The following is a 24857-nucleotide window of genomic DNA, read 5'->3' as shown; positions in this document are numbered from 1 at the left end:
CAGTTTCATCGGTCGCTGTCACTGGTAGGAGTACGGCGAGGTGATCAGCTGCCGCCACTGCTGCGGGTCGTGGCCGCGGACGATCAACGCTCCCTCCCGCTGCGCGATCTTGACGAGCTTGCCGGTGCTGTCGCGCACCGCTTCGGCGTCGAGGTCGAGCGGGAACACCGGGCGCTGCTGCGGGTCGAGGGCGAGCCCGTTGGGGATCGCATCGATCGCCAGCAGCACCGGCCCCGTCCGGGGCAGCCGCACCAGCACCGACTGGTGACCGGGGACGTGACCGCCGGACTCGATCAGCTCGATCCCGGGCACCAGCTCGGTGTCGCCGTCGACGAGGGAGTACCGCAGTCGCGGGTCGTCCCAGTGCGCGCGGGTGAGCTCGAAGCGCGGTACGGCGCCGGAGCGGGCCACGTCGTAGTGGGCCCGCTGGATGACGAACCGCGCGCCGGGGAACGAGTCGTGGTTGCCGGCGTGGTCGGGGTCGAGGTGGGAGCAGATCACGTACCGCACGTCGGCGGGCCGCACCCCGAGCAGTTCCAGCTGCGGCAGCAGCCGATGGTGCTCGTCGACCCGGAGCGGCCCGTCGGGCGGGCCGCCGGCCGGCGGGCCGGTGTCCACCAGCACCACGTCGCCGGCGTCGGTCACGATGAGGTAGCCGGGCACGGGCAGGTCCGCGCCGCGCACCATGCCCAGCAGGAGCAGATGAAGTTGCATGGGGGCCTCCATGTCGTTTCGTCACGGGTGCGGAATCACGGGTGCGGGATCACAGTGCGGGATCAGTCGGCCGGGGCGTCGGCGACGAGCCGCCGGACCTTGTGTTCGTCGAGGAATCCGGTGTGGTGGGCGGCGGCGATGAAGTCCTCGTCGCGCAGCACCGCCCGGAGCAGGCTGCGGGTGGTGTGCACGGCCGGCCCGGCGATGCGGAACTCCGCCAGCGCCCGGTCCATCCGCGCGATCGCCTGGTTCCGGTCCGGCGCCCAGGCGATCACCTTGGCCAGCAGCGAGTCGTACTCCGACGGGATCCGCCACGCCGGCCGTGCCTGACTGTCGACCCGCACGAACGGACCGCCCGGCGGCTCGAAGACGTCGATCAGCCCGGGTGCCGGCGCGAAGTCCCGCGCCGGGTCCTCCGCGTTGACCCGGCACTCGATGGCGACCCCCCGGGGCTGCACCTGCGACTGCTCGACCGACAACGGCAGGCCCGCGGCCACCCGGATCTGCTCGCGGACCAGGTCGATGCCGGTCACCGCCTCGGTGACCGGGTGCTCGACCTGGATCCGGCAATTGATCTCCATGAAATGGAACGTGTCGTCGTGCACCAGGAACTCGAACGTGCCGGCGCCGGCGTAACCGACTGCCTGTGCCCCCTGCACGGCCGCCGCGGTCATCCGGGCGACGAGGCCGCGCGGGATGCCGGGCGCCGGGCACTCCTCGATCAGCTTCTGCCGGCGCCGCTGCACCGAGCAGTCGCGCTCGCCCAGGTGCAGCACGGTGCCGTGGCCGTCGGCGAGCACCTGCACCTCGACGTGGCGTGCCTGCTCGCAGAACCGCTCCAGGTACACGCTGCCGTCCCGGAAGATCTTCCTGGCGGCGGCGCTCGTGCTGCGGTACACCGGCAGCAGCTCCTGCGGGGTGCGCACGACGCTCATACCGCGCCCGCCCCCGCCCGCGGCGGCCTTGATGATGAGCGGATAGCCCATGCGCGAGGCCACCTCCTGCACCTCGACCGCGCCGAGCACGGCCCGCTCACTGCCGGGCAGCACCGGCAGGCCGGCCTTCGCCATCAGGGCACGCGCCTCGGCCTTGTCGGCGAGCCGGGCCAGCACCGCCGGCGGAGGTCCGATGAAGACCAGGCCGTTGTCGGCGCAGATCTGCGCGAAGTCGGCGTCCTCGGACAGGAAGCCGTATCCCGGATGTACCGCCTGCGCACCGGTGCGCAGCGCGGCCTCCACCACGGCCGCGGCCGACAGGTAGCTGCGCTGCGACGCGCCCGGCCCGATCTGCACCGCCTCGTCGGCGGCGCGCACGAACGGCGCGTCACGGTCGGCCGTGGAGTACACGGCCACCGACTGGATGCCCATCTCCCGGCAGGTACGGATGACCCGCAGCGCGATCTCGCCGCGGTTGGCGACGAGGACCTTGTCGAAGACCCGCTCAGCCGAGGGCACCGGCATGCTCCTCCGTCGGCTCGAGCAGCAACAGCGGCTGGCCGTACTCCACCGGCTCGCCGTCGCCGACGAGGACGCCGGCGACCACACCGTCGCACACCGCCTCGACCGGATTCATCAGCTTCATCGCCTCCACGATGCCGACCTGCTGACCGGCCCGCACGAGGTCGCCGACCTCGACGAACGGCGCGGCGTCCGGCGCCGGACGCCGGTAGAACGTGCCGACGAGCGGTGCCTCCACCCGCACGGCCGCGGCGTCCGGCACCGCCGGCGTGCCCCGGTGCTCGACGCCCGGACCGCCCGGACCGCCCGGACCGGCCGGCCCAGCCGTCCCGGCCGGATCGGCGGCCGGGCCGGCCGGGGCCCACTCCACCTCGACCGAGGCGGCACCCACCGCGACGTGCACCCGCCGCGGCGGCGTCGCGCCGATCGCGGCGATCCGCGCGACGGTGCGGCCGAGTTCGGCCAGCACCCCGTCGTCGGTCCCGGTGGCCCGGCCGGCCCCGGGCTGCTCCACGTGCTGCGGCGCCTGCGCGTTCTGCTGTGTCACCGTGTTGTGTTGTGGCACCGCGTTCTGTTGTGGCACCGCGTTCTGGTGCACCGTTCCCACCCCCGCTCACCTCCCCGTCGCAGGCGCCCCGAAGGCGCCGAACCGGTCGCGCCGGCGCCGCACGAGCTCGTCGCGCGGTACGGTGCGCAACTCGCGCAGCGTCGCGACGAGTGCCCGGCGCAGCAGTTCGGCGGCCGCGGCCGGGTCGGTGTGCGCGCCGCCGGGCGGCTCCGGCACGATCCCGTCGATGACGCCCAGCCGCAGCAGGCTCACCGCGTCCAGGCAGAGCGCCTCGGCCGCGGCGGCCGCGGGCCCGGCGGTCTTCCACAGGATCGCGGCGCAGCCCTCCGGGCTGATGACCGAGTACGTGGCGCCCTCGAGGGCCAGGACACGGTCGGCCGCGGCCAGAGCGAGCGCGCCGCCGCTGCCGCCCTCGCCGATGACGGCCGCCACCACCGGTACGCGCAGGCTCCCCAGCAGCCGGATGCTCTCCGCCACCGCGATCGCCTGGCCCTGTTCCTCCGCCGCGATACCGGGGTCGGCGCCGGGCGTGTCGACGAGCGTGACCACCGGCACGCCGAGCCGCTCGGCCAGCCGCATGAGCCGGGCCGCCTTGCGGTGGCCCGCCGGCGACGCCATGCCGAAGCGGCGCCGGACCCGCTCGGCGACCGTGCGGCCCTTCTGGTGCCCGACCACCATGACGGGCATGCCGTCGAGCACGCCGAGACCGCCGACGACCGCCGGGCAGTCCGCGCCCGCCCGGTCGCCGTGCAGCTCGACAAAGCCGTCCAGCCAGCTGCCGACGTGATCCAGGGTCCCGGGCCGGCCGGTGTCGCGGGCCAGCTGGACGGTCTCCCACGCGGTGTGGGCCGGGCCGCCCGGCGGCCGTCGCAGCACCGGATCGGCCTCGGCCGCACCCCAGTCCGGGGGTCCCGGCCGCGTCGCGGCCAGCAGCCGCGCCAGGCCGGCGCGCAGTTCCTCACGTGGCCACACGTCGTCGATGAGCCCGTGTTTCAGCAGGAACTCCGCGGTCTGGAACCCCTCCGGCAGCCGCTGGCGGATCGTCTGCTCGATGACCCGCGCCCCGGCGAAGCCCATCCGGGCGCCGGGCTCGGCGACGATGACGTCGGCGAGCGTGGCGAACGAGGCGGCGACCCCGCCGTACGTCGGGTCGGTCACCAACGTCACGGTCAGCAGCCCGGCCTCCTGCAGCGCGGCCATCGCGTTGCTCGTCCGGGCCATCTGCATCAGGGCCAGCGGCCCTTCCTGCATCCGGGCACCGCCGGACGCCGTCACCAACAGCAGCGGCAGCCGCCGCTCCAGCGCCAGGCCGGCGGCCGCGGTGACGGCCTGGCCGGCGGCGGTGCCGAGGCTGCCGCCCATGAACCGGAAGTCCATCGCCGCCACGACCAGCGGATGGCCGCCGATCGTGCCGGTGGCGACGAGCACCGCGTCGGTCAGTCCGGTCTGCGCCCGCGCCCGCGCCAGCCGCTCCACGTACGGCACCACGTCGTGGAAGCCGAGCGGGTCGACCTGTGTGGCGGCGACCGGCTCCAGCCGGGCCGAACCGGGGTCCAGCAGCAGGTCCAGGCGCCGCTGCGCGGTGAGCGGAGCATGGAAGCCGCAGTCCGGGCACACGTCGTGCAGCCGAGTGAAACGCCGGCGGTACACCAGCGCCCGACACCGCGGGCAGGCCAGCCAGTCCAGCTTGGTGTCGCCCCTCGTGCCCGGTGGGCTGTAGGTCGTCGTCAACGGTCCTCCTCCCCGTGGCGGACGCCGCCGGCAGGCGGCTTCGACCGCCAGAACGTCTGATGCGGATACGCGACCCAGCCGACGTAGAAGAACCCCAGCTGGGTCAGGCCTTCCAGCACGCCGTAGCCGATGCATCGCAGCAGCCGCATCCAGGCGGGCGGGCCGGCCGGGTGGCTCACGCGCCGACCCGTTCGGCGGTGTACACGGCTTCGACCTGGTACACATCGAAAGAAACCGGCATCTCGGTGTCGCGGAACGGCCGCAGCGGCGCCGTGGCCGGCTTGTGGCCGCTGCTGCGTTCCCAGGCGAGGAACTTGTCCATGTCCGCCCAGGTGCTCGCCACCACGAACCGTCGTGTGTCGATGGATGAGCGCAGCAGTTCGTTGCCGAGCAGGCCGTCGACCTCGCGCAGTCGCTCGCTGACCTGGTGGTAGGCGGCCCGGATCGCCGGCTCGTCCTCCGTCAGGTGATGCACCAGCACCCGCACGAGACCGCTCATCCCTGCGCTGCCCACTGCTCATGCGTCCGCCCGTCGTTGTCGTGCGGCACGTGGGCCACCACCCGCATCGTGGTCATCTCGCCGCCGACGCGGTACGGATGCAGCAACTGCCGGTGCTCGACGTGGCGCCGGCTGGTCTCGAACTGCCGGAAGCTGGGCTCGTCCGACCAGTCGCTCGTGATGTAGTAGCTGTCCGGCTCGTCCACACTGCGCGCGAGCCACTGCCCGCGGTTGGCCGGATGCGAGGTGACCGAGTCGCCGACCTCGAGCCAGACCCGCTCGAACTCGTCGGTCATGCCGTCCCGGATCCTCATCTTGAGCATCACGCGGAACAGGACAGCGTCGCTCATCAGGAGATCCCCCCGTCGACGTGGATGGTGGCGCCGGTGACGTACCGGGAGAGGTCGCTGGCCAGCCACAGCACGGCACCGGCCACCTCCTCCGGGGTGCCGAGCCGGCCGAGCGCGGTCTTGTCGCTGTAGCGGCGCACCAGCGTCTCGCGCTGCTGCTCGGGCATCTCGTCGAGTGCCTCCGTCTCGATGACGCCCAGCGCGAGGACGTTGAACCGCAGGCCTTTGGCACCGAACTCCTTGGCCAGCGACCGGCTCAGGCCGCGCAGCGCGGCCTTGGTCGCCGTGTAGTGGGCGCGCAGCGGGATGCCGACCTCGGAGGACTTCGAGCCGATGCTGATCACCGAGGCGCCCGGCGCCAGCAGCGGCAGGGCGCCCTGGATGACCAGGTGGGCCGCGGTGAGGTTGGTGTCGATGACGCGGCGCCAGTCGTCCAGGCCGAGCTCGCCGTAGGGTGTGTGGGTGATCGCGCCGGCGTTGTTCACCACCAGGTGCAACTCGCCGAGATGGGTCCGGCACTCCCCCAGCAGCCGCTCGACGTCCTCGGGCCGGGTCAGGTCGGCGCACACGACCCGGTGCGTCCCGCCGGTCTCCTTGAGTTCCCGGCGCAGCGACTCCACCCGCTCGCCCTCGGTTCGGTAGCAGGTGACGACGTCCATGCCGGCACGGGCAAGGGCGAGCACGATGCCGCGGCCGACGCCGCGCGTGCCGCCGGTCACCAGCGCCTTGCGCCCCTGAATCTGCAGGTCCACTCTTTCCTCCAGTTCGGACTGTCGTTCGGTGTCACAGCACCAGGGCGAGGGCGAAGCAGTTGGCGGCCAGCGCCAGCACCGCCAGGCAGCAGCGGACGCTGTTCCACCGGCCCCACCGCTGCCTGCGCTCGAACAGCTCGGCGGGCGACGCGGCCAGTTGCTCGGCGCGTTCCTGCAGGCCGCGCACCCAGCGGTTGATCGGCACGTTCTTCGTCACCGACACGGCCACGGTGCACGCGGCCAGCAGCGCGCCCACCGCGAAACCGGCCCGCGGCCCGGACTCGCCGACCGTCACGGCCAGGGCGAGGTCGCCGGCCACGGTGCCGAGCAGGCAGATCGGCATGAAGGGGTCGTACCGCGTGGCGAAGAACGCGTGCGCATGCACGTACTGCGCCGGCGGCAGTGAGGCGAGCAGCGGATAGCCGCCCAGCTGAGCACCGACCAGGACGCCGCCGGCCAGCCCGCTCGCCAGCAGCACCAGGGGCGCGAGGACCGTGAGCATGGCGACCCCTCCCCGTCAGGATCCGACCGTGGCGCGCGCGGCGGCCTCGATCTTCTGCTGGATCAGCCGCATCTGCTTCGCCGTGTTGGTATTGAGCCGGTCGGTCATCGCGGCGTCGTCCAGCGGCGCTCCACGCTTCATCTCGAAGTCCTGGACCCAGCGCATCCGCACGCCGCCGTCGGCCTCGGTGTACTCCCAGAACAGGAACATGTACTTGAACGGGCCGGTCTCGATGCGCTGCGAGCGCACCGTGCGCGTCTCCGGGTCGGGTGTGCGCTCCGAGACCCAGCCCCACACCCGGCCGTTCTCGTCGGGCTGCAGCGCGAGGCGCAGCGTGATCGTGCCGTCGCGAACCCCGAGCACCTCGGCGACGGAGTACTCGTCGAACAGGCTGGTCCACGACGGGATGTCGTTGGTCATCCGCCACACCAGGTCCATGGGCGCCGCGATGACGACGGCGTTGTCGACGTGCCCCGCCACGTCAGGCCTCCGCCGCGCTGAGCCGCTGGCGCTCCAGCTGCTGCCCGACGAAGTCGACGACCGCGGCCGGGGTCGCGAGATCGAGGACGACCTCGTCGGGGATGGGCACCTGCCAGGTGCGGCTGATGTGGTTGGCCGCCTCCAGCACGGCCAGCGAGTCGTAGCCGAGCGCGGCCAGTTCGACGTCGGCGATGTCGCCGTCGAGGTCGACCTGCTCGTCGACGCCCGCGGTCGAGCGCATGGCGCTGCGGAAGTCGTCGAGGGTGAATGTGCGCATGTGTTGCCTCCTGTCGTGGGTCGCGGCCGTGCCGCGTGTGCTCATCCGTGCTCGGGGGCCCGCGCGCCGAGCACCAGCGCCGCGGTGAACCCGCCGTGGCCGCGGGCGATGACGACCGCGGTGCGGACCGCCCGCTGCCGCGGCTCGCCGAGGACCAGGTCGATGTCGTAGTCCGGCGCCATGCGCACCGGGGCGGCCACGTGCGGTACCACTCCGTCCCGCATCGCCATCAGTGCCCCGGCCACGTCCAGTGCCGCGCCACCGCCGTACAGCCGGCCGGTCAGCGTTTTCGGCGCGGTGACCGGCACCCCGCGCGGGCCGAACACCTCGGTGATCGCCTCGGCCTCGACGCGGTCCTGGACCGGGTCGGCGACCGCGTCGGCGAACACCACGTCCACCTGCTCGGCCCGGCACCGGGCGTCGTCCAGCGCCCGCCGCAGCACCCGGGCGAGCACGGGCGGGCGCCCGTGGCGGGAGCGGTCGAAGCCGGCCGCGTACCCGAGGATCGCGCCGTAGCCGTCGCCGGCGTCGCGGGCCCGGGCGGTGCCGGCCGCCTCGGTGACCAGGATCGCGCCGCCCTCACCGGGCAGGTACCCGCTCGCCCGCTCGTCGAAGGGCAGGTACGCCTCCTCCGCCCGCTCCGCGCGGGAGATCTGGCCGTTGGTCAGCTGGGCCACCAGGCTGTACGGGCTGAACGCGGCGTCGGTGCCGCCGGTGACCACCAGCCGGGTGCCGTCGCGCAGCAGGCGGCGCGCCTGCCCGATCGCGTCGAGACCGCCGGCCTGTTCGCAGCACAGCACGTCGCACGGGCCGCGCATGCCGTAGCGGATGGAGATCTGTCCCGTGGTCGCCGCGTAGAACCAGGCGATCGACTGGTACGCGCTGACCCACGACGGGCCTTCGCTGTACAGCCGCTGCATCTCGCGCTGGCCGAACTCGGTGCCGCCGGAGGAGCTCGACGTCACGACCGCCATCTCGTACTCGGGCAGGTCCTGTGGCCGCACGCCCGCGTCGTCGAGGGCCTGCGCCGCCGCGTACAGGGCCAGGTGCGTCCAGCGGTCGGTCTGCGGCAGCAGCCGGCCCGGCAGGTGCGCCGTGGCGTCGAAGCCCGGCACGAGGCCGCCGAGGCGCACCTGGTAGTCGGGGCCGCAACGCTCGTCGAGCGGCACGATCCCGCTCTTGCCGGCCAGCACCGCCTGCCAGTGCTCCTCGATGCTCAGCCCGGTCGGCGCGACCACGCCGATGCCCGTCACCACCGGCGTCTCGCGCGGCCGCTGCTGCGTCGCCACTGTGTGGTCCCCCGCTCTCGTCCACCGTCGGTGGGTCGCGTCCGGTCGTGTGTTCATCGCCGGACCAGCAGCATGGCGCTCTGGAATCCGCCGAACCCGCTGCCGACGCTGAGCACGGTGCGCATGCGGTGCTCCCGCGCGGTCAGCGGCACGTAGTCCAGGTCGCACTCGGCGTCGCGGTGGTGCAGGTTCGCCGTCGGCGGCACGACCTGGTGCGCCAGCGCCAGCGCGCACGCCGCCACCTCGATCGAGCCGATCGCGCCGAGCGAGTGTCCGACCATGGACTTGATGGAGCTGACCGGCACGCGGTACGCGCGGTCGCCGAGGCTGCGCTTGAACGCCGCCGTCTCGTGGCGGTCGTTCTGCTTGGTGCCCGAGCCGTGCGCGTTGACGTAGTCCACCGCGTCCGGGTCGAGACGCGCGCGGTCCAGTGCCTGGCGGATCGCCTCGGCCATCTCCCGGCCGTCGGGTTTGAGGCCGGTCATGTGGAAGGCGTTGCTGCGCGAGGCGAAGCCGGCGACCTCGGCGTAGATGCGCGCGCCGCGCCGCCGTGCCGCCTGCTCCTCCTCCAGTACCAGGGCCGCGGCGCCCTCGCCGAGCACGAACCCGTCGCGCTTGGCGTCGAACGGCCGCGAGGCGTGCTCCGGGTCGCCGTTGTTCGCCGTGGTCGCCTTGATGGCGTCGAAGCAGGCGGACGTGATCGGGGAGATCGGCGCGTCGGTGGCGCCGGCCACGACCACGTCGGCGGAGCCCTCGGCGATCAGCGCCGCGCCGCGGCCGACCGCGTCGAGGCCCGAGGTGCAGCCGGTCGAGGTCAGCGACACCGGGCCCTCCGCGCCGACGGTGTCCGCGACCTCGGCGGCGAGGGTGCTGGGCACCATGTAGCCGTAGAGGTGCGGCACGCCGTAGGACTGGTCGACGAGCCACTGGCGGCCGCTGTCGGACAGCACCGCGTACTCCTCCTCGAGACCGGTGGTGCATCCGACCGCGCTGCCGAACGACACCGCCAACCGTTCGGCCGCCAGACGCTCCACGTCGACGCCGCTGTCGGCCACGGCCTCCCGCGTGGCCACGACCGCGAACTGCGCGGCCCGGTCCATGCGCCGCACCTCGCGCGGCGTCAGCCCGTGCGCGAGCGGGTCGAAGTCGCACTCGGCCGCCACCCGCGAACGGAACCCCGCCGGGTCGAAGAAGCTGATGGTGCGGGTGGCGGTACGCCCCGCACACAGCAGCTCCCAGAAGGCGTCCCGGCCGATGCCGCCCGGCGCGATCACGCCCACGCCGGTGATCACGGCACGGCGCTGCGAGCCGTCCATCACGCACCGCCGACCGCGGGGTTCGGCACCGCCGCGTCGAGCGGGGTCTCGGTGTCGACGTGGCCGAGTTCGGGCCGGGGTGCCAAGGGCGAGAGGTGGAACACCACACGCGCCTCGGTACCGCCGGCGTTGCGCAGGCGGTGCCGCACGCCGATCGGCACGAACAGGCTGTCACCGGCGGTCAGCGCCACCGGCTCGCCGTCCAGGGCCATCTCCAGCTCGCCGGCGACGACGTGCAGGAACTCCTCCGAGTACGGGTGGTAGTGCTCGGTGACGTACTCGCCCGGTCCCAGGGCGAGCACCCCGCCGAACCCGGACGTCGAGCCGACCGTGCGCGGGCTGAGGGTGACCCGCAGGTCACCGCCGCGGCGGGTGTTGGCCGCCACGGCCGCCGCGGCCACCCGGCCGACCGGTCCGCCCGCCATCAGGACCGCCCCGATTCCGGCGTCCACACGTAGAAGGGCTGCGCCATCGCATCCTTCGGCTCTTTCCAGTTCGGGTCGTACGGCGAGATGTACGCACCGAGCTTGCGGTTCACGTCCTGGTACTCGTCGCTGCCGCGGGCCCGGTAGAGATTCGGTGAAATGTCGTGGTCGGCCTCGACCAGATGGAAATAGAGATCATGGAACCGAAACAGGGTCCGCCGGGTGACGCCGATTCTCGCGGGCAGTTCCGTGCGGTCGGACTCGGCGAACACATCGGCGACCGCGTCGGCGTTGTTCGGGTCCATCCTGGCCACGATGAGAGTGCGATGCACCGCATACCTCCTGGAAGCGTCGTCGCTGTGCACATGACGGTTCCAAAAGGTGCTTGATACGCGGTCGAAGCGATGACGAGCCGGGCTCGACCGGGCTACCAACGGCCCGGCGGGCCGGCCTCCCGGCAGGACAGCAGGAACGCCTGACCGTCGAACAGGACCAGCTCGAGGTCGAGGTCGGCGCCGGCGCGGCGGGCCGCCGCCTCGGCGTCGGCCGCCAGCCGCAGGACGGTCTCCTCGCTGAGCACCTCGGTGTAGCGGCGCTCGTCCTGCACCGCCACGGTGAGCATGCCGGCCGGTGTGCAGGTGGTGGAGGTGGGCTTGTCGACGACCACGACCCGGTCGAGCCGCCACACGTCCCGGCGCACCTCGAACGCGTCGAAGTGCACCGGATCGTCGAGCTCCTCGGCCAGGCCCAGGCAGGCGGCCAGGCGGATCAGCGGATCGTCGCGGACCACCCGGATGCGCACGGTCTGGTCGGCCGGGACGGTCTTCTGCAACGCGATCACGAGGCGGTCGTGGTGCCGCCAGGAGCGCAGGCGGGCGGCATACGAGACCAGTTCCAGCAGGCCGTCCGGGACCGCGGCGGGGTCCAGGTTGTGCAGGCTCGGTTCCACGGGCAGGTCGTCGGCGCCGGGACGCAGCAGCCAGGCCCGCATCGACACCGCGCCGGCGATGGCCAGGCTCAGGTCGGCGTAGGCGCCGGTCGAGCCCGACAGTGCCGAGACGGTCCAGCCGGCCATCTCGGCGCTGATCACCAGCGTCTGCGGAACGGCGAATGCTTCCGACTGCCGGCTGAGCGCGACGAGATCAGCGCCGACGAAATTCCGTGACCTGCATTGCGGATCGGTGAGCGGCACCTGGAACCACACGGTCATGTCGGCGGCACCCCCTTGTCGGGACGATAACACATATAACACAACGGTATTGACTCTGATATCTGCCGACAATGGCGCATTTCCCCGCGTCACGATCATTCCGGCACAATGCGCGGACGTACCATTCTGCCGGGACGCGCCGATGCCGGCGGTGCCGCTTCAGTGCCCGTCGAGCCGCACCCGAGCGACCGGAGCGAATCTGCGTCGGCGACTCGCACCGGGCGAGCGCTGACGAATCCTGAAAGAGTTCCCATGTTGAACAGACGGCAGGTACTGGCCGCGGGCGTCCTCACCGCCGGTTTCGCTTCCACGCCGCTGCTGCGCGCGACCAGCCGCGCGGCGGCACCCGCAGAGCCCTTCTCGGTCCGGATGCCGGTGCCGCCGGTGCTGCGCCCCGCCGCACGGCTGCCCGGCTGTGCGATCTACCACCTCACGATGCGGGAGGCGCCGGTGGAGATCCTGCCCGGGCGCCACACCACTGTGCGCACCTTCGACGGTTCGTTCCCCGGGCCGACCATCCGGGCCCGCCGCGGCGAGACGGTCATCGTCCGCCAGACCAACAAGCTCGACGTGCCGGCCGCGGTCCACCTGCACGGCGGCCACGTCGAGCCGCAGCACGACGGCCACCCGATGGACGTCATCGCCCCGGGCGACTCGCGCACCTACGTGTATCCGAACCGGCAGCGCGCCGCGGCGCTGTGGTACCACGACCACGCACACCATCTCGAGGCGGAGAACGTCTACCGCGGGCTGGCCGGGCTGTACCTGCTCACCGACCCGGAGGAGGAGCGGCTGGGCCTGCCGCGCGGCGAGTACGAGCTGCCGCTGCTGCTGCGCGGCGCCAACCTCGCCGAGGACGGCACACTGATCTACGACGCGACGGATGTGCAGGGCCCGGACCACGGCACCACGCTGGTCAACGGCCGGCCCACGCCGTACCTTCCGGTGGCGGCACGGCGGTACCGGTTCCGCATCGCCAACGTCTCCAGCGGTCACGCATACGTGCTGAAGCTGCGCGACGGCTCGGAGATGATCCAGATCGGCACCGACGGCGGCCTGCTGCCCGAGCCGGTCCGCACCGGCGCGGTGTCGGTGTGGTCGGCGGAGCGCGCCGACGTGGTCATCGACTTCTCCCGGTACCCGGTCGGCAGCCGCGTGTACCTCGACAACACGGCGCTGTTCGGCGGTGAGACACGCGACGTGCTGCGCTTCGACGTCGTGCGCGAGGCGCGGGACGACAGCCGGGTCCCGGAGCGCCTCGTGCCGCTGGAGGACCTCGGCCCGGCGGCCACCACGCGGACGTTCGCGCTGAGCTTCGATCTGGCCACCGGTCGGTACCTCATCAACGGCGCGGTGTTCGACCCGGACCGGGTGGACGCCCGGCCGCGGCTCGGTGTGCCGGAGATCTGGGAGATCACCAACTCCGACACACGCATCCCGATCCCGCACACCTTCCACACGCACCTCGAGCAGTTCCGGATTCTCGACCGCAACGGTGTCGCGCCGCCGGCCGCCGAGCGGGGCCGCAAGGACACCCTCACCGTGCACCCCGGGGAGACCGTCCGTATCAAGGTCCGGTTCAGCACGTACACCGGGCGATACGTGTTCCACTGCCACATGCTGGAGCACTCCGCGCACGCCATGATGGGGCAGTTGCAGATCGAGCCCTGAGCCGCCGGTCGCCGCGCCGCCGGGCCAGCACGATGCCGTGGGCCCGGCGGCGCCGCCGTGTCGCGTCACGGGTGGGTCAGTACAGCGTGACCAGCTTCCAGAAGCCCTGCAGCGCGCCCTTCACCCAGGTGCCGCGGTCGTACATGAAGCTCGCCAGCGCGTACCGGCCTGCGGGCAGGTCGGCCACGAGATCCCCGCACCGCCCGGGCGACAGCGGCGCGAGCCCGCGCGGCTGGCCGGTCACGACGCCGTCCGGCGGGGTCCTGCCGTCGCGCAGCGCCGCGAAGAACGCGGCCACGTCGACCGCCGTGACGCCGGGCCCCAGCGGCAGCAGCGTGAGCTCGTTGAGCTGCGCGGTAAGGTTCGTCACCCGCCACCGGCCGCGGGCCGGGAGCCGGTCCGGTGCCAGGTACCCGGAGGACGGCCCGCGGCCGTGCATCACGACCCGCGCCGCCGCCGCCGGGGCCGGCACCGGCCGGTCCGAGGTCACGTCGAGCGTCGCCATGCTGGCAGCCGCGTAGGGAGTGCGGATGGAGGGGTAGTTGAAGACGCGGTACCGTCCGGGCGCCAGATAGGCGCCGGTCCGTACCGGCGTCACGGCGGTGACCGTGGCACCGCCCAGGTAGTCGGCCTGACGGTCGTTGAGCAGAATCGCGCGGTGGCTCACCTCCGGGTCCGGCGAGTAGGCATCGGCGTAGTTGCGCAGGTACGCGTCCACGTCGACGCCGTCGTGCAGGCGCAGCAACCCGGCCGAGGCTCCGGCCGCGACGGTCGTCGTCACCTCCAGCTCGACGAGGCCGCCGGGCACCCGCGCGGGCGTGAGCACCACCCGGTCGTCGCGGACGTCGACGCGGACACGCGCCGGGTGCCGGGCGGGTTGCCACGGCACGGCCGCCGCCGCGGGACCGGGCCCGCGGACCAGCGGCGCGGCGAGCGCGGCGCCGGCCGCGGCGATGAGCGTCCGGCGCCGGGCGGTTCCGGTGGTACCGGTGATGGGATCGGTGACGGAATCGGTGATGGGATCGATGGCAGGCACTGGCAACTCCTCGATGTCGGGCGGCCGGGTCAGCCCACGGCGACGCCGGTCGCGTTCACCGCGAGAGCGGCGAGGGCGAGCACGGTGCGCAGCAGGTGCCAGCGCCGCCACGCCGGCCGCGGGTCGGTCCAGTCGGCCGGCAGACGGCTCGGGGTCAGGCTCTTCACCGACCGGTTGAGCGGCACGTTGCACAGGTGCGAGACCGCCGAGACGAGCAGCAGCAGGACAGCGCCGGTCAGCCCGAGCACGGTGCGGGGCGTCGAGTCGGCGGTAGCGGCGAGGACGAGATCCAGCACCGCCGATCCGAGCACGATGACGGGCATGGTCGGGTCCCAGTTGCGGCCGAGCATCTGATGCGTGTAGACGTACCGGTCGGCGGGCATCTCGGCCAGCGCCGGCACGACGCTGAGCGCCACCGCGAACAGCACGCCGGCCGTGACACCGCTGCCGAGCAGCACCGCGACGGCGAGCACGTCGGCACTCATCGGCCCGCCCCCGTCGCGTGGCGGGCGACGCTCATGCCGAGGTGGGATGGGTGTCGGCGCTGAGCTGCGAGATGCAACGCATCGCCGCGTTGCGGAAGTACTGCTGGAAACCTTCGGCGCTGCCGGTGTCCCGGCGCGCGGCCAGGAACGGCGCGAGCTCCCGCTCCAGCAGGTGGACGCCCTCCTGGCGGCCCATGTGCCGGCCGATCGCGGCGAAGTCGCCCTCGTAGTGGATGACCCGCACCATCACGGTGTCCTTGATGAACACGGCGGTGCCGAGCAGCCGGCCGGCCTCCCGGCCGTCCTCGTCGCGCAGGACCGGGGTGTCCACGCGCTTGAACCGGGCGAAGATGTCGGCGATCTCGTCCTCGTGCCCGGGCTTGACCTCGTAGGTGATTGCGGCGTACGGCATCAGATACCTCCGTCGATGGTGAGATTCGCTCCCGTCACGTAGCGGGAGGCGTCGCCGGCCAGGAAGAGCACCGGGCCGGCGATGTCCTCGGCCCGCGCGAGGCGGCCGAGGGCGGTCATGCGGACGAGGTGCTGCACCACCGGGGGCGGCGGTGCGTGCTCGTCGTCGAGGACCGGTCCGGGCGACACCAGGTTGACCCGGATGCCGCGCGAGCCCAGCTCACGCGACAACGCCCGGGTGAAACCGACGAGCGCGGCCTTCGAGGCGCTGTAGTGCACGGCGTTGGGGCGTCCGCGGAGTGCGGCCGCGGCGCCGATGTTGACGATCGAGGCACCGTCGGCGAGCTGGCCGAGGAGCGCCTGGGTCACCAGGAACGCCGAGGTGACGTTGTGGTCGAACAGCCGCCGCCACTCCGGGTCGTCGAGCTCGTCCAGCGGCGCGGAGCCGTCGACGCCGACGTTGTTGACCAGGACGTCCAGCCCGCCCAGCTCCCGCTTGCACGCCTCCGCGAGCTCGTTGACCTCCTCGCGCCGTGTCACGTCGGCCCGCACGCACACGACGCCGGTGTCCGCCAGCGCGGCCGGTGGCCGGCCGCGCTGGCATGTCACCACCCTCGCACCGGCGGCGGCGAACGCCGACGCGACCGTCAGCCCGATACCGCGGCCAGCGCCGGTAACGAGCACCCGCTTGCCTGTCAGTCCCTGTTCCACGCCGTCCCACTCCCCTGCCGTCGGTCACGTTCATCGTGGTCGACGGGGGTCGTGGAGTGCTCAAGGCCGGATGGAGACGGAGAGGCCGAACTGGTGCTCGTCCAGGTCGTCATGCTGCGGCGCCCGGCGGGCGAGCATGCCGGCCACCTCGATCAGCGGGCGGCGGAAGCGGTAGCGGAACTGGTCGAACGCGCCGCCGCCGGCCGTGTCGACGACCTCGGCCAGGTGATGATCGACCAGTTCCTCGAGCATCAGCTCGGCCTGGTCCTCGTCGACGCCGAGCTCGCTCGCCGCGACGCTGGCCGAGACCGGCTGCTGCAGGGCGGCCAGCCGCGGGAAGGCGTGCTGCGTGGCCGGCGGCAGCAGCCGCAGCGTCCGGCAGGTGCTCGGATACAGGCCGAAGCCGTCCGACAGCAGGTTGCGCGGACGCGGCAGCTCGCCGCGCAGGCAGCTCACCAACCGGCCGAAGGACCAGTGCGGGCGCATCTCCAGCACCATCGCGCTGGTACGCAGGGCGCGCGGCAGACCGTCGCACAGGTCGACCAGCTCGCGCGCGCCCTCGGTGTCGCGGGCGATGCGCCGCCGCCCGAGCACGCTCATCAGCAGCCGCAGTCCCCCGGACGGGCTCAGCGACGGCACCGTGACGATCTTCGTGATCGACGGGTGGACGAGCCTGCGGGTGCTGCTGATGACGGCGGCACACGCCTCACCGGTCGGCAGCAGCGGGCGGATCTGGTCCCAGCCGACGGCGTCGTCGAGCACCACCAGCGCCTTGCGGTCGTCGGTCCACTTGCGGTACGTGCTGACGCGGTCCTCCATCGACGCGGGGATCTCGGCGTCGGGGCCGCCGATGGCGAGAAGGAAGTTCTCCAGCACCGTGAACGGCGACATCGGCGTGCCGTCCGGCCTGGTCAACTCGGCGAAGAGCTGCCCGTCCGGGTAGTCGCGGCGGATACGGTGCGCGAAGTGCAGGCAGAACGTCGACTTGCCGGAGCCGGGAGCGCCGACCGCGACGATCACCGGAGTGGCCAGCCCGGCGGTGCGGGCGACGGCCTGCTGCGCCATGGTCAGCTCGGCGCTGCGCTCGATGGTGTTCGACACGTCGGGCGGCAGCTGGTTGGGACTGCGGCCGGGCGGCGGCCCGGTCACCACGATCGCGCTCTGCTGGGGCGGGTCCAGCTTCGGGTCGGCCGCGAGCACCGAGCGGTGCAGGGCCTGCAGCTGGGGTGAGGGTTCGAGCCCCAGCTCGTCACTGAGCGCCTCGCGGGCCCGCTGGTAGGCCCGCAGCGCGTCGGACCGGCGTCCGGAGCGGTACAGCGCCAGGATCAGTTTCGCCTGGAATCCCTCGTTGATCGGCTCGTGCGCGACCAGCCCGGTCAGCTCGCCGATCAGCTCGTGGTGCCGGCCGAGCGCCAGGTCCGCGGTGATGCGCTGCTCGACCACGCTCTTGCGCAGCTCCTCCAGCCAGATGGCGGTGGCGTGCAGCACCGGGCCGACGCCGACGTCGCTGAACGCCGGCCCCCGCCACATCCGCAGCGCGTCGCGGAGCGTCTCCGCGGTGCGGTCCCACTCGCCGGCGTCGGCCTGCGCCCGCCCCTGGTCCGACAGCCGGGCGAAGCGGTTGGCGTCCAGCGCGTCGGGCTCCAGCGTGAGCATGTACCCGCTGGGCGAGGTGCGCAGCAGCGGCGGCTCGCCGGTGTCGCCCGAGGCGGCACCCGGCCTGCCGCCCAACCGGTGCAGCTTGCGCAGCTGGTAGACGTATGTCTGCAGGGTGGTGGTGGCGCTCAGCGGTGGCCGGTCTTCCCACAGTTCCTCGATGAGCTGGTCGTTGCGCACCACCGAGTTGGCGTGCACGGCGAGCAGAGCGAAGACCTGGCGCAGCTTGGGCGCCGAGGGAACCACTCTGTCGTCGTTCTGGAACACCTCGAACGGGCCCAGAATATTGGTCCGCAACGACGGCAGGGAACGCGACGGAGCCACGCCGTAGGTGCCCCAGGTTTCTTCGCCGCCGTCGGAACGCCCGCCATCATGATCGTTTGTCTGAGATCCCCCGTACACACGATCCCCTCTCACGACGTTCAGCAATCGACCGGCGACCATGATATCGGGATCCGTATATCTGTTGGTTACCCGTTAATGTGACTTTGAATTTTTTTCAGATACCGCGATCTGTCATCGGCAATCGACCACGGCACACCGCACGATCGGGTCGACTCAGTCCGCCGGCACGGTCGCCGGAGAGGCCCAGTCGACGCTGTACCGGTGAATCCAGGCGAGCGAGTGCGCGCCCCCCTCGGCGTGCCCGCGCAGGATCGCGGGCAGTTTGCGGTCCCGCACGATCCGGGCGATCCCGCGCACCGACTTGAAGCGGCTGGACCGGTCCCCCTGGGCGACGACCCGCTGCACCCGGTCGCGGCGGACCCGCTCGAACAGCGCGAACGCGGCCTCCGGTCCCGGCTCGTCACGCAGGCACTTCGCCAACGTCACCGCGTCCTCGAACGCCATCGACGCACCCTGCCCGGCCGCCGGGGAGGCGGCATGGGCGGCGTCGCCGACGAGGACCACCCGGCCGCGCCACCACGTCGGCACCGGCGGCAGGTCATAGGCGTTGCTCGCGGCGATCACCGCCGTGGCGCGGATGATCTCCGCGGCCGGCGTGGCGTCCACGGCAAACAGCCTCGACAGCCGGCGCCGCCATTCGTCGCCGCTCACCGCGGCGAGGCCGGCGTGGCTCAGATGCCGGCGGCTGCGCGGATTGGCGAACCACCACACTTCACCGGACGGGCTGACCGTGTATCCGCAAAATGATCGTTTGCCGAACACCATGTGATATGTTCCCGGCCGCAGCGGAATGGCCGCTTCGCGGGTAAATCCTCCAACATTCAACAATCCCGAGTACCGCGCGACCGGATTGTCCGGGTCGATCAGCGCACGCACGGTGGAATGCACGCCGTCCGCTCCGACGAGGATGTCACCGGAGACGACCGAGCCGTCGTCGAAGTCAGCCGTGACGGCATCGCCGACCTGGCGTATGCCGACCAGCCGGCGGCCGGTGACGAGCGGGATGCCGCGCTCGTCGAGCACCTGGCGCAGGTTCTGCGACAGCGCCGCGCGTTTCAGCGTGTGCGTCACGGTGCCGTCGGGCCGCTCGCCGCCCACCGACACGGTGCTCATCGGGGTGCCGTCGCCGAGGAAGAAGGTGATGTCCCGGGTCGGGAACCCGCCGGCGAGCACCTCGCCGTCGATGCCGAGCGCCCGCAGCGCCGACACACCGTTGACCGCGACGGTCAGATACGTGCCACGCGCCTGCGCGACCGGCACGTCCGCGGGCTGAGCGTCGTAGACGACCGGCGACAGGCCGGCCCGCTGCAGCCCCACGGCGGTCGCCGGCCCGGCGATGCCCCCGCCGACGATGATTGCCTTCATACGCGTCCCTCCGTAACTTCTCGCGGCCGAAACGTCACACCGCGCGGTTGGGGGCGCGATCCAGCGGCGGTGGAAGGACCACCTTGCCCGGCGTCACCGCGGCTTGAGACCGGCCGCGGACACTGTGTGCCCGCGACGTCGACCAGGGAGGTGCCGTGATCCTCGTGACCGGCGCGACCGGCACCATCGGCACCGCCGTGCTCCGCGTGCTCACGCAGCGGGGCGTGCCCGCGCGGGCGCTGACCCGCCGGCCCCCGCCCGCGTCGACCCCGGGTGTCGAGTGGGTGCGGGGCGACCTGACCGACCCCGAGTCGCTGCGCCCGGCGCTGCGCGGGGTGACCCGGCTGTTGCTGTTCCCGGTGCCCGGCGCGCCGGAGGCGCTGCTGGCCGCGGGCGGCGGGGACCGTCACGTCGTGCTGCTGTCGTCCGGCTCGGTCCGCGACGACACAGCCATACCGGACGATACAGCCATACCGGACGGCACAGCCGGGCCGGACCGCGCGGCAGCGGCAGGCGGCGCGATCGCGGCCCGGCACGCGCGGATCGAGCAAGCCGTCGTGCGGGCCGGGATGTCGTGGTCGTTCGTGCGGCCGCGCGGGCTGGCCGCCAACGCGCTGTGGTGGGTGCCGCAGGTTCGCGCCGGCGACGTGGTGCGGGTGCCGTACCCGCAGGCCGGCGCGGCGCCCGTGCACGAGCGCGACGTCGCCGAGGTCGCCGCCCTGGCGCTGTGCACGACGCTGCTGGACGGCGCCCGCCCGGTGGTCACCGGCCCGCGGACACTGACCCAGCGCCGCCAGGTCGAGCTGCTCGGCGAGGCCCTCGGCCGGGCGCTGCGCACCGAGGCGCTGCCCCTGCCGCAGGCCCGGGAGCGGCTGCTGCGCGGCATGCCGCCGGACCTGGCCGATGCGCTGCTGGCCTACGAGGCGGCCACGGTCATGGATCCGGTCCGGCCCACCGACACCGTGCCGCGGTTGCTCGGACGCCCCGCGCTGCCGTTCGGCCGCTGGGTGCGCGACCACCTCGACGCCTTCCGGGGCCGGCCGCAGAGCACCGGCCCCGGGACGCCTCAGCGCTGATAGGCGGCGACCGGACGCCGCCGGACCAGCTCGGCCACCCGCCGTCGCGTCCGCTCCACCACCTGCGGCGCGAGCTCGTAGCGCAGGTCGTCGACGGGCCGCACCGCCGCGAGCACGTCGGCGACCAGCGCCGCGCACTCGTCGACGTCCGCGCCGGTGAAGCGGCGCTGGGCCAGCATGTTGGTGCCCAGCCGCAGCCCGCTGGTCACGGTGGCGGGTTTGCGGTCGCCGGGCAACTGGTTCTTGTTGGCCAGAACGCCGCACTCCTGCAGCGCCGCCTCGGCCACCGCCCCGGTCATCCCCGCGGCGAGGACGTCCACGAGCACGATGTGGTTGTCCGTGCCGCCGGTCAGGATCCGGTGCCCCCGCACGGCCAGCCCGGCGGCCAGCCGCCGGGCGCCGGCCACGATGGCCCGCGCCGTCTCCGTGAACTCGGGCCGGGCCAACAGATCGAACGCCCGTGCCTTGGCCGCGATCCCGGCCGGGTTCGGGGTGCCCTGCAGCCGCGGGAAGACACCGCGCTGCATCAGGTCGGCGAGCGTGCCCCGCCCGTCCGGGCTCGGCGCGTCCGCGTCGCGCCCGAGCAGGATCAGCCCGCCGCGCGGCCCGCCGAGCTGCTTGTACGTGCTGGCGGTGGTCACGTGCGCGACGTCGATGGGGCTCGGGTGCACGCCGGCGGCGACGAGGCCGGCGATGTGCGAGACGTCGGCCAGCAGCCACGCGCCCACGGCGTCCGCGACGGCCCTGAACCGGGCGTAGTCGATGATGCGCGGGTAGGCGCTGGCCCCCGCGACGATCAGCTTCGGCCGGTGCTCGTGGGCGAGCTCGGCCATGCGCTCGTAGTCGATCCAACCGGCCGGGGTGAGGCCGTAGTGCACGGCGTTGAGGTACCGCCCGGTGACCGACACCGACGAGCCGTGGGTGAGGTGGCCGCCCGCGGACAGCGCCAGACCGAGCAGGGTGTCGCCGGGGGCCAGCAGGGTGAACAGGACCGTCAGGTTCGCCGAGGAGCACGAGTGCGGCTGGACGTTGGCGTACCGGGCGCCGAACGCCCGCATGGCCCGCTCGACGGCGAGTCGCTCGATCGCGTCGAACTGGCGGGTGCCGGGATGGTACCGCGCGCCCGGATAGCCCTCCGCGGTCACGTTGGACAGCGCCGAGCCGGCGGCGAAGAGCACCGTCGGGTCCTCGATGCTCGCGTAGGCGACCAGGGGCAGCATGTCGTTCTGGTACCGGACCTCGTCGTCGAGCAGCCCGGCGAGCACCGGGTCGTCCCGGCGCAGCTGGTCGGCGCCGCGCTGCAGCAGTTCTCCCTGGCTGAGGGTCGACCCGGCCGGACGGTCGGTGCGCACCACCGTCATCGCGCGGCCCTCCCGTCCCGCGCAGCGGTGGCGTGCAGCAGATGGACGCTGCCGCCGGCGAAGGACGGGTCCTGCCCCACCTCGACGGTGTAGCCGCGCTCACGCAGCAGCCGGACCACCCGGTCCAGCTGCCCGTCGATGTCGTGCACCTCGGCCACGACCGCGCCGATCAGTGGCCAGTGCCCGGCGTCGATGCCGCACAGCACGTCCCACTCGGCCCGCTCGACGTCGACCTTGAGCAGGTCGACCCGGTCGATCCCCGCGCGCCGCAACAGGGTGGACAGCCGGACGACAGGGACGGTCACGCGGCTGCTGCCGGCCCGCAGCGAGGTCAGGAACCCCTGCTGCTCCCGGGCCGGCACGCCGCCGTGGGTCATCACCGCGGTCACGTTGCGGCGGTCGTCGTCCTCGTCGGCGTACATCGTGGACATCGAGGTGCTGTTCGGGTAGTACTCGAACGTCGCGGTGCCGTCCCGGTCACCGACGGCGGCGTGGATCGCCGTGGCACCCGGCACGTAACGCTCCAGGTTCCGGCGCAGACACTCGAACGTGGCCGGCGCCGCCTCAACCGCGTAGATGCGCGCGTCCGGCAGCCGGTCGGCGAAGCACAGCGCGGAGAGCCCGATGTGGGCGCCGACGTCGACGATCACGGCGTCCGCGGGCAGTGCGGCGGCGGCTCGGGTGTACATCCCGTCGCCGGACACCTCCCGCCAGAGCACCTCCACCTCCCAGGGGTTCGCGGTGGCGACCGTCCGCCCGTCGGGCAGGCCGACCTCGGCCGGCGGCGTGCTGGTTGTCATTGGCTCGCTCCTCTGGTTGTGCCGACCGGCGGCGTCCAGGTGGTGGCGACGAGCGACGCCGCCCACGCCGCCGCGGCCTGCCAGTCGATGCGGAAGACGTTCGTCGAGACGGATTGCAGGTCGTCGAGGTAGCAGGCGGCGCCGGCGCAGCCCGCGAGGCGCTGCCCGGACATCCAGTCGAACAGCGTCGCGGTGGGGCCGGCCGCGACCGTGCCGGGCGGCGCGCCCGGACGGCGCGGATCGAGCTGGTGGATCCAGACGTTGCTGAACTGGTTGCGCGCGGCGCGGCTGCCGTACCCGGTGACGTACGACGTGTTGACCGGGTTGCGGCCGAGCAGGTAGCCGAAACCGCCGAGCAGGCCGTCGCGGAAGCGCCGCTGCCGGGTCAGGTCGAAGGCGGTGCCGAGCACCACCAGTGCGTTGAGCACCTGACCGTTGGAGCCGAACGCATACCCGGCGGCGGGCGCGTACGGGGAGCCGTACGGGTCACGCTGCTGCGCGTCGAGGTAGCGCTCGGCGCCGGCGACCACGGAGGCCCGCACCCGCGCCAGATCCGCGGCGGGCAGGCCGCTCGGCACGGTTGCCAGGTGCAGCCTGGCCAGGGCCGACACCGACTGCCAGGAGAACCCGTCGGCGGTGAACACGTCGGCGGTGTGCTCCGGCGAACCGGTCACGGCGTCGAGGAAGGGGCGCTCGCCGGTGGTGAGGTACAGCTCCGTGGCCGCCCAGTAGAAGTCGTCGGCGAGCGTCATGTCCGGGTACGAGCTGCCGCCGAGCCCCGTCCACGGCGACGCGTACACGTCGGGGTGCGCCAGCGCTGCCGCCCACGCTGCGCGCGCCGCGGCGAGGCAGCGCGCCGCGAACCCCGGATCGGCGGTGTACACCCGCGCGCACTGCGCCCCGGTCGCCGCCAGCGCCAGCGTCGCCGCCGTCGAGGGCGGATAGGCGATGCGCCGCTGCGGATCCCGGTCCGGCGGGTTGAGCACCGGAACCGGATTCTCGTCATGGATCATGTGCGCGACCATGCCGGCCGACGCCGTGCCGGGCGGTAGCTGCATCCGCAGCAGGAAGTCCAGTTCCCAGCGGGCCTCGTCCAGCACGCCGGGGGCGAGGTCGCCGCGTTCGTGCAGGCTCAGCAGGGCGGTGACGGCCGCGGCGCCGGTGACGACGTACTTACCGTGGTCCGGTCCGTCGTACCAGCCGCCGCTGAGATCGCCCGCCGGGCAGTCCTGCGCGCAGGTGACGGTGGCGTCGCCGGTGTTCGGCGCGACGCCGGCGTGCCCGGCCGGGCGTGCGTAGCGCGGCCCGGCCACGTCGGCTCGGATCGGCGTGCCGCTGCGTTGCAGGCCCAGCAGGGACAGCGCGTCGGCGCGCAGCCGCCCGTACGGCTCGGTGCCGATGTCGAACGGAAGGCTGCGTTCGCCGTCCGCGACCAGGGTCAGGCCGCGACCGGTGACGGCGACCGCGGAGAGGTCGATGTCGTGGACACGTCGGCCGGTGGCGTCGGTGCCACGCGGCACGGTGCTGCCGGCGGCCACGGTGGCGCCGTCGGCGCTCCGCAGGGTCCATGCCAGCGGTGCGCCGCGACCGGAGACGAGTGTCGCGTGCTTCGCGCCGCCGGCCGGATAGCCGGTCTGGGCGACGTGGATCCGCGGCCCGCTCCGCGGCGGTGTCGCCGGCTGCCCGCCGGCCCGCAGCGAGACGTCGTCGAGGCAGAACCGCCACCCCTCGGGCTGACCGCCGATCTGCAGCGAGACCGCCGCGGCCGTGCTGTCGGCGTCGGCCGTGAACACGTAGCTGTACCGGCGGGTGGCGCGGTCGACGAACGAGGTCTGCACGAGCTGGTTCGGGTACGGCGGCGCCGCGGTCACCGTCATCACCTTGGTCAGCACGGTCACCGGCCGGTCCGCCCGGGCGGTGAAGGCCAGCGTGTACGTCCGCCCGCCCGTCAGCGGCAGCCCTTCCTGGCTGATCGTGGCGTCCCACGGGTTGAGCGGGCCGCCGGTGACGTCCGCGCACAGCTCACCACCCGCGACGAACGCCGGGGCGGTCGGCGACCAGCCCCACCCCTGTGTGCCAGCGTCGAAGGACCCGTTGACCACCAGGTTCCGGCCGGACCCCTCCGCCGTGCCGGACCCCTGGGCCGGCGCCGGCCAGGCCGGGGCCAGCAGGACCGCCGCGACCACGCCGAGCGTGACGCGCCGTCGTCGATGCATGCGTCCTCCATCCCCTTGCCACGGATGGCCTCATCGTGGCGGCGGGGACTCGACGCGGGGTCGAACCCCGCACCAGCGCGGCACTGGCCGCGGC

27 protein-coding genes are annotated in these 24857 nt (G+C 73.1%); 2 read left to right on the top strand and 25 right to left on the bottom strand.

Annotated features, from left to right (window positions below; translation table 11 throughout):
• Nucleotides 1-18: 18 nt before the first annotated feature.
• From Dfulv_RS18450 to Dfulv_RS18375, 16 genes are all read right to left on the bottom strand, one after another.
• Nucleotides 19-714 (bottom strand): N-acyl homoserine lactonase family protein, encoded by a 696-nt coding sequence (locus tag Dfulv_RS18450; protein WP_259865071.1) that lies wholly within the window; start codon nt 712-714, stop codon nt 19-21.
• A 62-nt stretch (nt 715-776) separates the two neighbouring features.
• Entirely contained in the window at nt 777-2168 is a 1392-nt protein-coding gene (locus Dfulv_RS18445; protein WP_259865064.1) for an acetyl-CoA carboxylase biotin carboxylase subunit, read from the bottom strand.
• Nucleotides 2155-2778 carry an acetyl-CoA carboxylase biotin carboxyl carrier protein gene (locus Dfulv_RS18440; RefSeq protein WP_259865060.1) on the bottom strand — a complete coding sequence of 208 codons (624 nt, stop codon included), beginning with the start codon at nt 2776-2778 and terminating at the stop codon, nt 2155-2157. The genes Dfulv_RS18445 and Dfulv_RS18440 overlap by 14 nt, the downstream gene beginning before the upstream one ends.
• 6 nt (nt 2779-2784) lie before the next feature.
• Nucleotides 2785-4470 carry an acetyl-CoA carboxylase carboxyl transferase subunit alpha gene (accA, locus tag Dfulv_RS18435; protein WP_406567972.1) on the bottom strand — a complete coding sequence of 562 codons (1686 nt, stop codon included), beginning with the start codon at nt 4468-4470 and terminating at the stop codon, nt 2785-2787.
• On the bottom strand, nt 4467-4649 hold the full coding sequence (locus Dfulv_RS18430; protein WP_259865058.1) for a hypothetical protein: 183 nt from the start codon (nt 4647-4649) through the stop codon (nt 4467-4469). Before Dfulv_RS18430 ends, accA begins: the two co-directional genes overlap by 4 nt.
• The gene (locus Dfulv_RS18425; RefSeq protein WP_259865047.1) at nt 4646-4969 is read right to left on the bottom strand and encodes an antibiotic biosynthesis monooxygenase family protein; all 324 of its coding nucleotides are present in this window, start codon (nt 4967-4969) and stop codon (nt 4646-4648) included. Before Dfulv_RS18425 ends, Dfulv_RS18430 begins: the two co-directional genes overlap by 4 nt.
• Complete coding sequence (locus tag Dfulv_RS18420) at nt 4966-5319, bottom strand: antibiotic biosynthesis monooxygenase family protein (RefSeq protein WP_259865045.1); 354 nt, start codon at nt 5317-5319, stop codon at nt 4966-4968. Before Dfulv_RS18420 ends, Dfulv_RS18425 begins: the two co-directional genes overlap by 4 nt.
• Nucleotides 5319-6071, bottom strand: a complete 753-nt coding sequence (locus tag Dfulv_RS18415) for an SDR family NAD(P)-dependent oxidoreductase (protein ID WP_259865041.1) — start codon at nt 6069-6071, stop codon at nt 5319-5321. The genes Dfulv_RS18420 and Dfulv_RS18415 overlap by 1 nt, the downstream gene beginning before the upstream one ends.
• 31 nt (nt 6072-6102) lie before the next feature.
• Complete coding sequence (locus tag Dfulv_RS18410; protein WP_259865039.1) at nt 6103-6573, bottom strand: DUF1772 domain-containing protein; 471 nt, start codon at nt 6571-6573, stop codon at nt 6103-6105.
• A gap of 15 nt (nt 6574-6588) precedes the next feature.
• Nucleotides 6589-7053: an SRPBCC family protein gene (locus Dfulv_RS18405; RefSeq protein WP_259865037.1), complete on the bottom strand. Its 465-nt coding sequence runs from the start codon at nt 7051-7053 to the stop codon at nt 6589-6591.
• A gap of 1 nt (nt 7054) precedes the next feature.
• The gene (locus Dfulv_RS18400; protein ID WP_259865036.1) at nt 7055-7330 is read right to left on the bottom strand and encodes an acyl carrier protein; all 276 of its coding nucleotides are present in this window, start codon (nt 7328-7330) and stop codon (nt 7055-7057) included.
• A 41-nt stretch (nt 7331-7371) separates the two neighbouring features.
• Nucleotides 7372-8619: a ketosynthase chain-length factor gene (locus tag Dfulv_RS18395; RefSeq protein WP_259865034.1), complete on the bottom strand. Its 1248-nt coding sequence runs from the start codon at nt 8617-8619 to the stop codon at nt 7372-7374.
• A 53-nt stretch (nt 8620-8672) separates the two neighbouring features.
• Complete coding sequence (locus Dfulv_RS18390; protein WP_319805803.1) at nt 8673-9935, bottom strand: beta-ketoacyl-[acyl-carrier-protein] synthase family protein; 1263 nt, start codon at nt 9933-9935, stop codon at nt 8673-8675.
• Nucleotides 9935-10360: a cupin domain-containing protein gene (locus Dfulv_RS18385; protein ID WP_259867742.1), complete on the bottom strand. Its 426-nt coding sequence runs from the start codon at nt 10358-10360 to the stop codon at nt 9935-9937. The genes Dfulv_RS18390 and Dfulv_RS18385 overlap by 1 nt, the downstream gene beginning before the upstream one ends.
• Complete coding sequence (locus tag Dfulv_RS18380; protein ID WP_259865028.1) at nt 10360-10725, bottom strand: TcmI family type II polyketide cyclase; 366 nt, start codon at nt 10723-10725, stop codon at nt 10360-10362. The genes Dfulv_RS18385 and Dfulv_RS18380 overlap by 1 nt, the downstream gene beginning before the upstream one ends.
• 62 nt (nt 10726-10787) lie before the next feature.
• A complete protein-coding gene (locus Dfulv_RS18375; protein ID WP_259865026.1) occupies nt 10788-11570 on the bottom strand; it encodes a hypothetical protein in 783 nt (260 codons plus the stop codon).
• 252 nt (nt 11571-11822) lie between these two features.
• On the opposite strand from Dfulv_RS18375, the gene Dfulv_RS18370 reads away from it, so the two are divergent.
• A complete protein-coding gene (locus Dfulv_RS18370) occupies nt 11823-13241 on the top strand; it encodes a multicopper oxidase family protein (protein ID WP_259865021.1) in 1419 nt (472 codons plus the stop codon).
• A 76-nt stretch (nt 13242-13317) separates the two neighbouring features.
• Here Dfulv_RS18370 and Dfulv_RS18365 read toward each other — a convergent pair whose 3' ends face one another.
• The 6 genes from Dfulv_RS18365 to Dfulv_RS18340 all read right to left on the bottom strand — a co-directional run bounded on the left by Dfulv_RS18365 (nt 13318) and on the right by Dfulv_RS18340 (nt 19310).
• Nucleotides 13318-14277 carry a hypothetical protein gene (locus Dfulv_RS18365; RefSeq protein WP_259865019.1) on the bottom strand — a complete coding sequence of 320 codons (960 nt, stop codon included), beginning with the start codon at nt 14275-14277 and terminating at the stop codon, nt 13318-13320.
• A 29-nt stretch (nt 14278-14306) separates the two neighbouring features.
• Nucleotides 14307-14762 carry an anthrone oxygenase family protein gene (locus Dfulv_RS18360; protein WP_259865018.1) on the bottom strand — a complete coding sequence of 152 codons (456 nt, stop codon included), beginning with the start codon at nt 14760-14762 and terminating at the stop codon, nt 14307-14309.
• Nucleotides 14763-14793: 31 nt separating this feature from the next.
• A complete protein-coding gene (locus Dfulv_RS18355) occupies nt 14794-15174 on the bottom strand; it encodes a SchA/CurD-like domain-containing protein (RefSeq protein WP_259865009.1) in 381 nt (126 codons plus the stop codon).
• Nucleotides 15174-15884: an SDR family NAD(P)-dependent oxidoreductase gene (locus tag Dfulv_RS18350; protein ID WP_259865007.1), complete on the bottom strand. Its 711-nt coding sequence runs from the start codon at nt 15882-15884 to the stop codon at nt 15174-15176. The genes Dfulv_RS18355 and Dfulv_RS18350 overlap by 1 nt, the downstream gene beginning before the upstream one ends.
• A 60-nt stretch (nt 15885-15944) precedes the next feature.
• A complete protein-coding gene (locus tag Dfulv_RS18345) occupies nt 15945-17837 on the bottom strand; it encodes an AfsR/SARP family transcriptional regulator (RefSeq protein WP_259865005.1) in 1893 nt (630 codons plus the stop codon).
• 261 nt (nt 17838-18098) lie between these two features.
• Nucleotides 18099-19310 (bottom strand): FAD-dependent oxidoreductase, encoded by a 1212-nt coding sequence (locus tag Dfulv_RS18340; RefSeq protein ID WP_259865001.1) that lies wholly within the window; start codon nt 19308-19310, stop codon nt 18099-18101.
• 155 nt (nt 19311-19465) lie between these two features.
• On the opposite strand from Dfulv_RS18340, the gene Dfulv_RS18335 reads away from it, so the two are divergent.
• Nucleotides 19466-20386 (top strand): SDR family oxidoreductase, encoded by a 921-nt coding sequence (locus Dfulv_RS18335; protein WP_259864998.1) that lies wholly within the window; start codon nt 19466-19468, stop codon nt 20384-20386.
• Here the strand turns inward: Dfulv_RS18335 and Dfulv_RS18330 are convergent.
• From Dfulv_RS18330 to Dfulv_RS18320, 3 genes are read right to left on the bottom strand one after another with little or no spacing between them, the layout of a single operon-like run.
• The gene (locus Dfulv_RS18330) at nt 20377-21747 is read right to left on the bottom strand and encodes a serine hydroxymethyltransferase (protein ID WP_259864996.1); all 1371 of its coding nucleotides are present in this window, start codon (nt 21745-21747) and stop codon (nt 20377-20379) included. The two genes, Dfulv_RS18335 and Dfulv_RS18330, sit on opposite strands and share 10 nt — an antisense overlap.
• Entirely contained in the window at nt 21744-22547 is an 804-nt protein-coding gene (locus tag Dfulv_RS18325; protein WP_259864993.1) for an FkbM family methyltransferase, read from the bottom strand. Before Dfulv_RS18325 ends, Dfulv_RS18330 begins: the two co-directional genes overlap by 4 nt.
• Complete coding sequence (locus Dfulv_RS18320) at nt 22544-24763, bottom strand: glycoside hydrolase family 9 protein (protein ID WP_259864992.1); 2220 nt, start codon at nt 24761-24763, stop codon at nt 22544-22546. Before Dfulv_RS18320 ends, Dfulv_RS18325 begins: the two co-directional genes overlap by 4 nt.
• Nucleotides 24764-24857: the final 94 nt, after the last annotated feature.

It is taken from the genome of Dactylosporangium fulvum (assembly GCF_025137375.1).
Classification (GTDB): domain Bacteria; phylum Actinomycetota; class Actinomycetes; order Mycobacteriales; family Micromonosporaceae; genus Dactylosporangium; species Dactylosporangium fulvum.
This window is presented reverse-complemented; position numbering and strand designations above follow the sequence as displayed.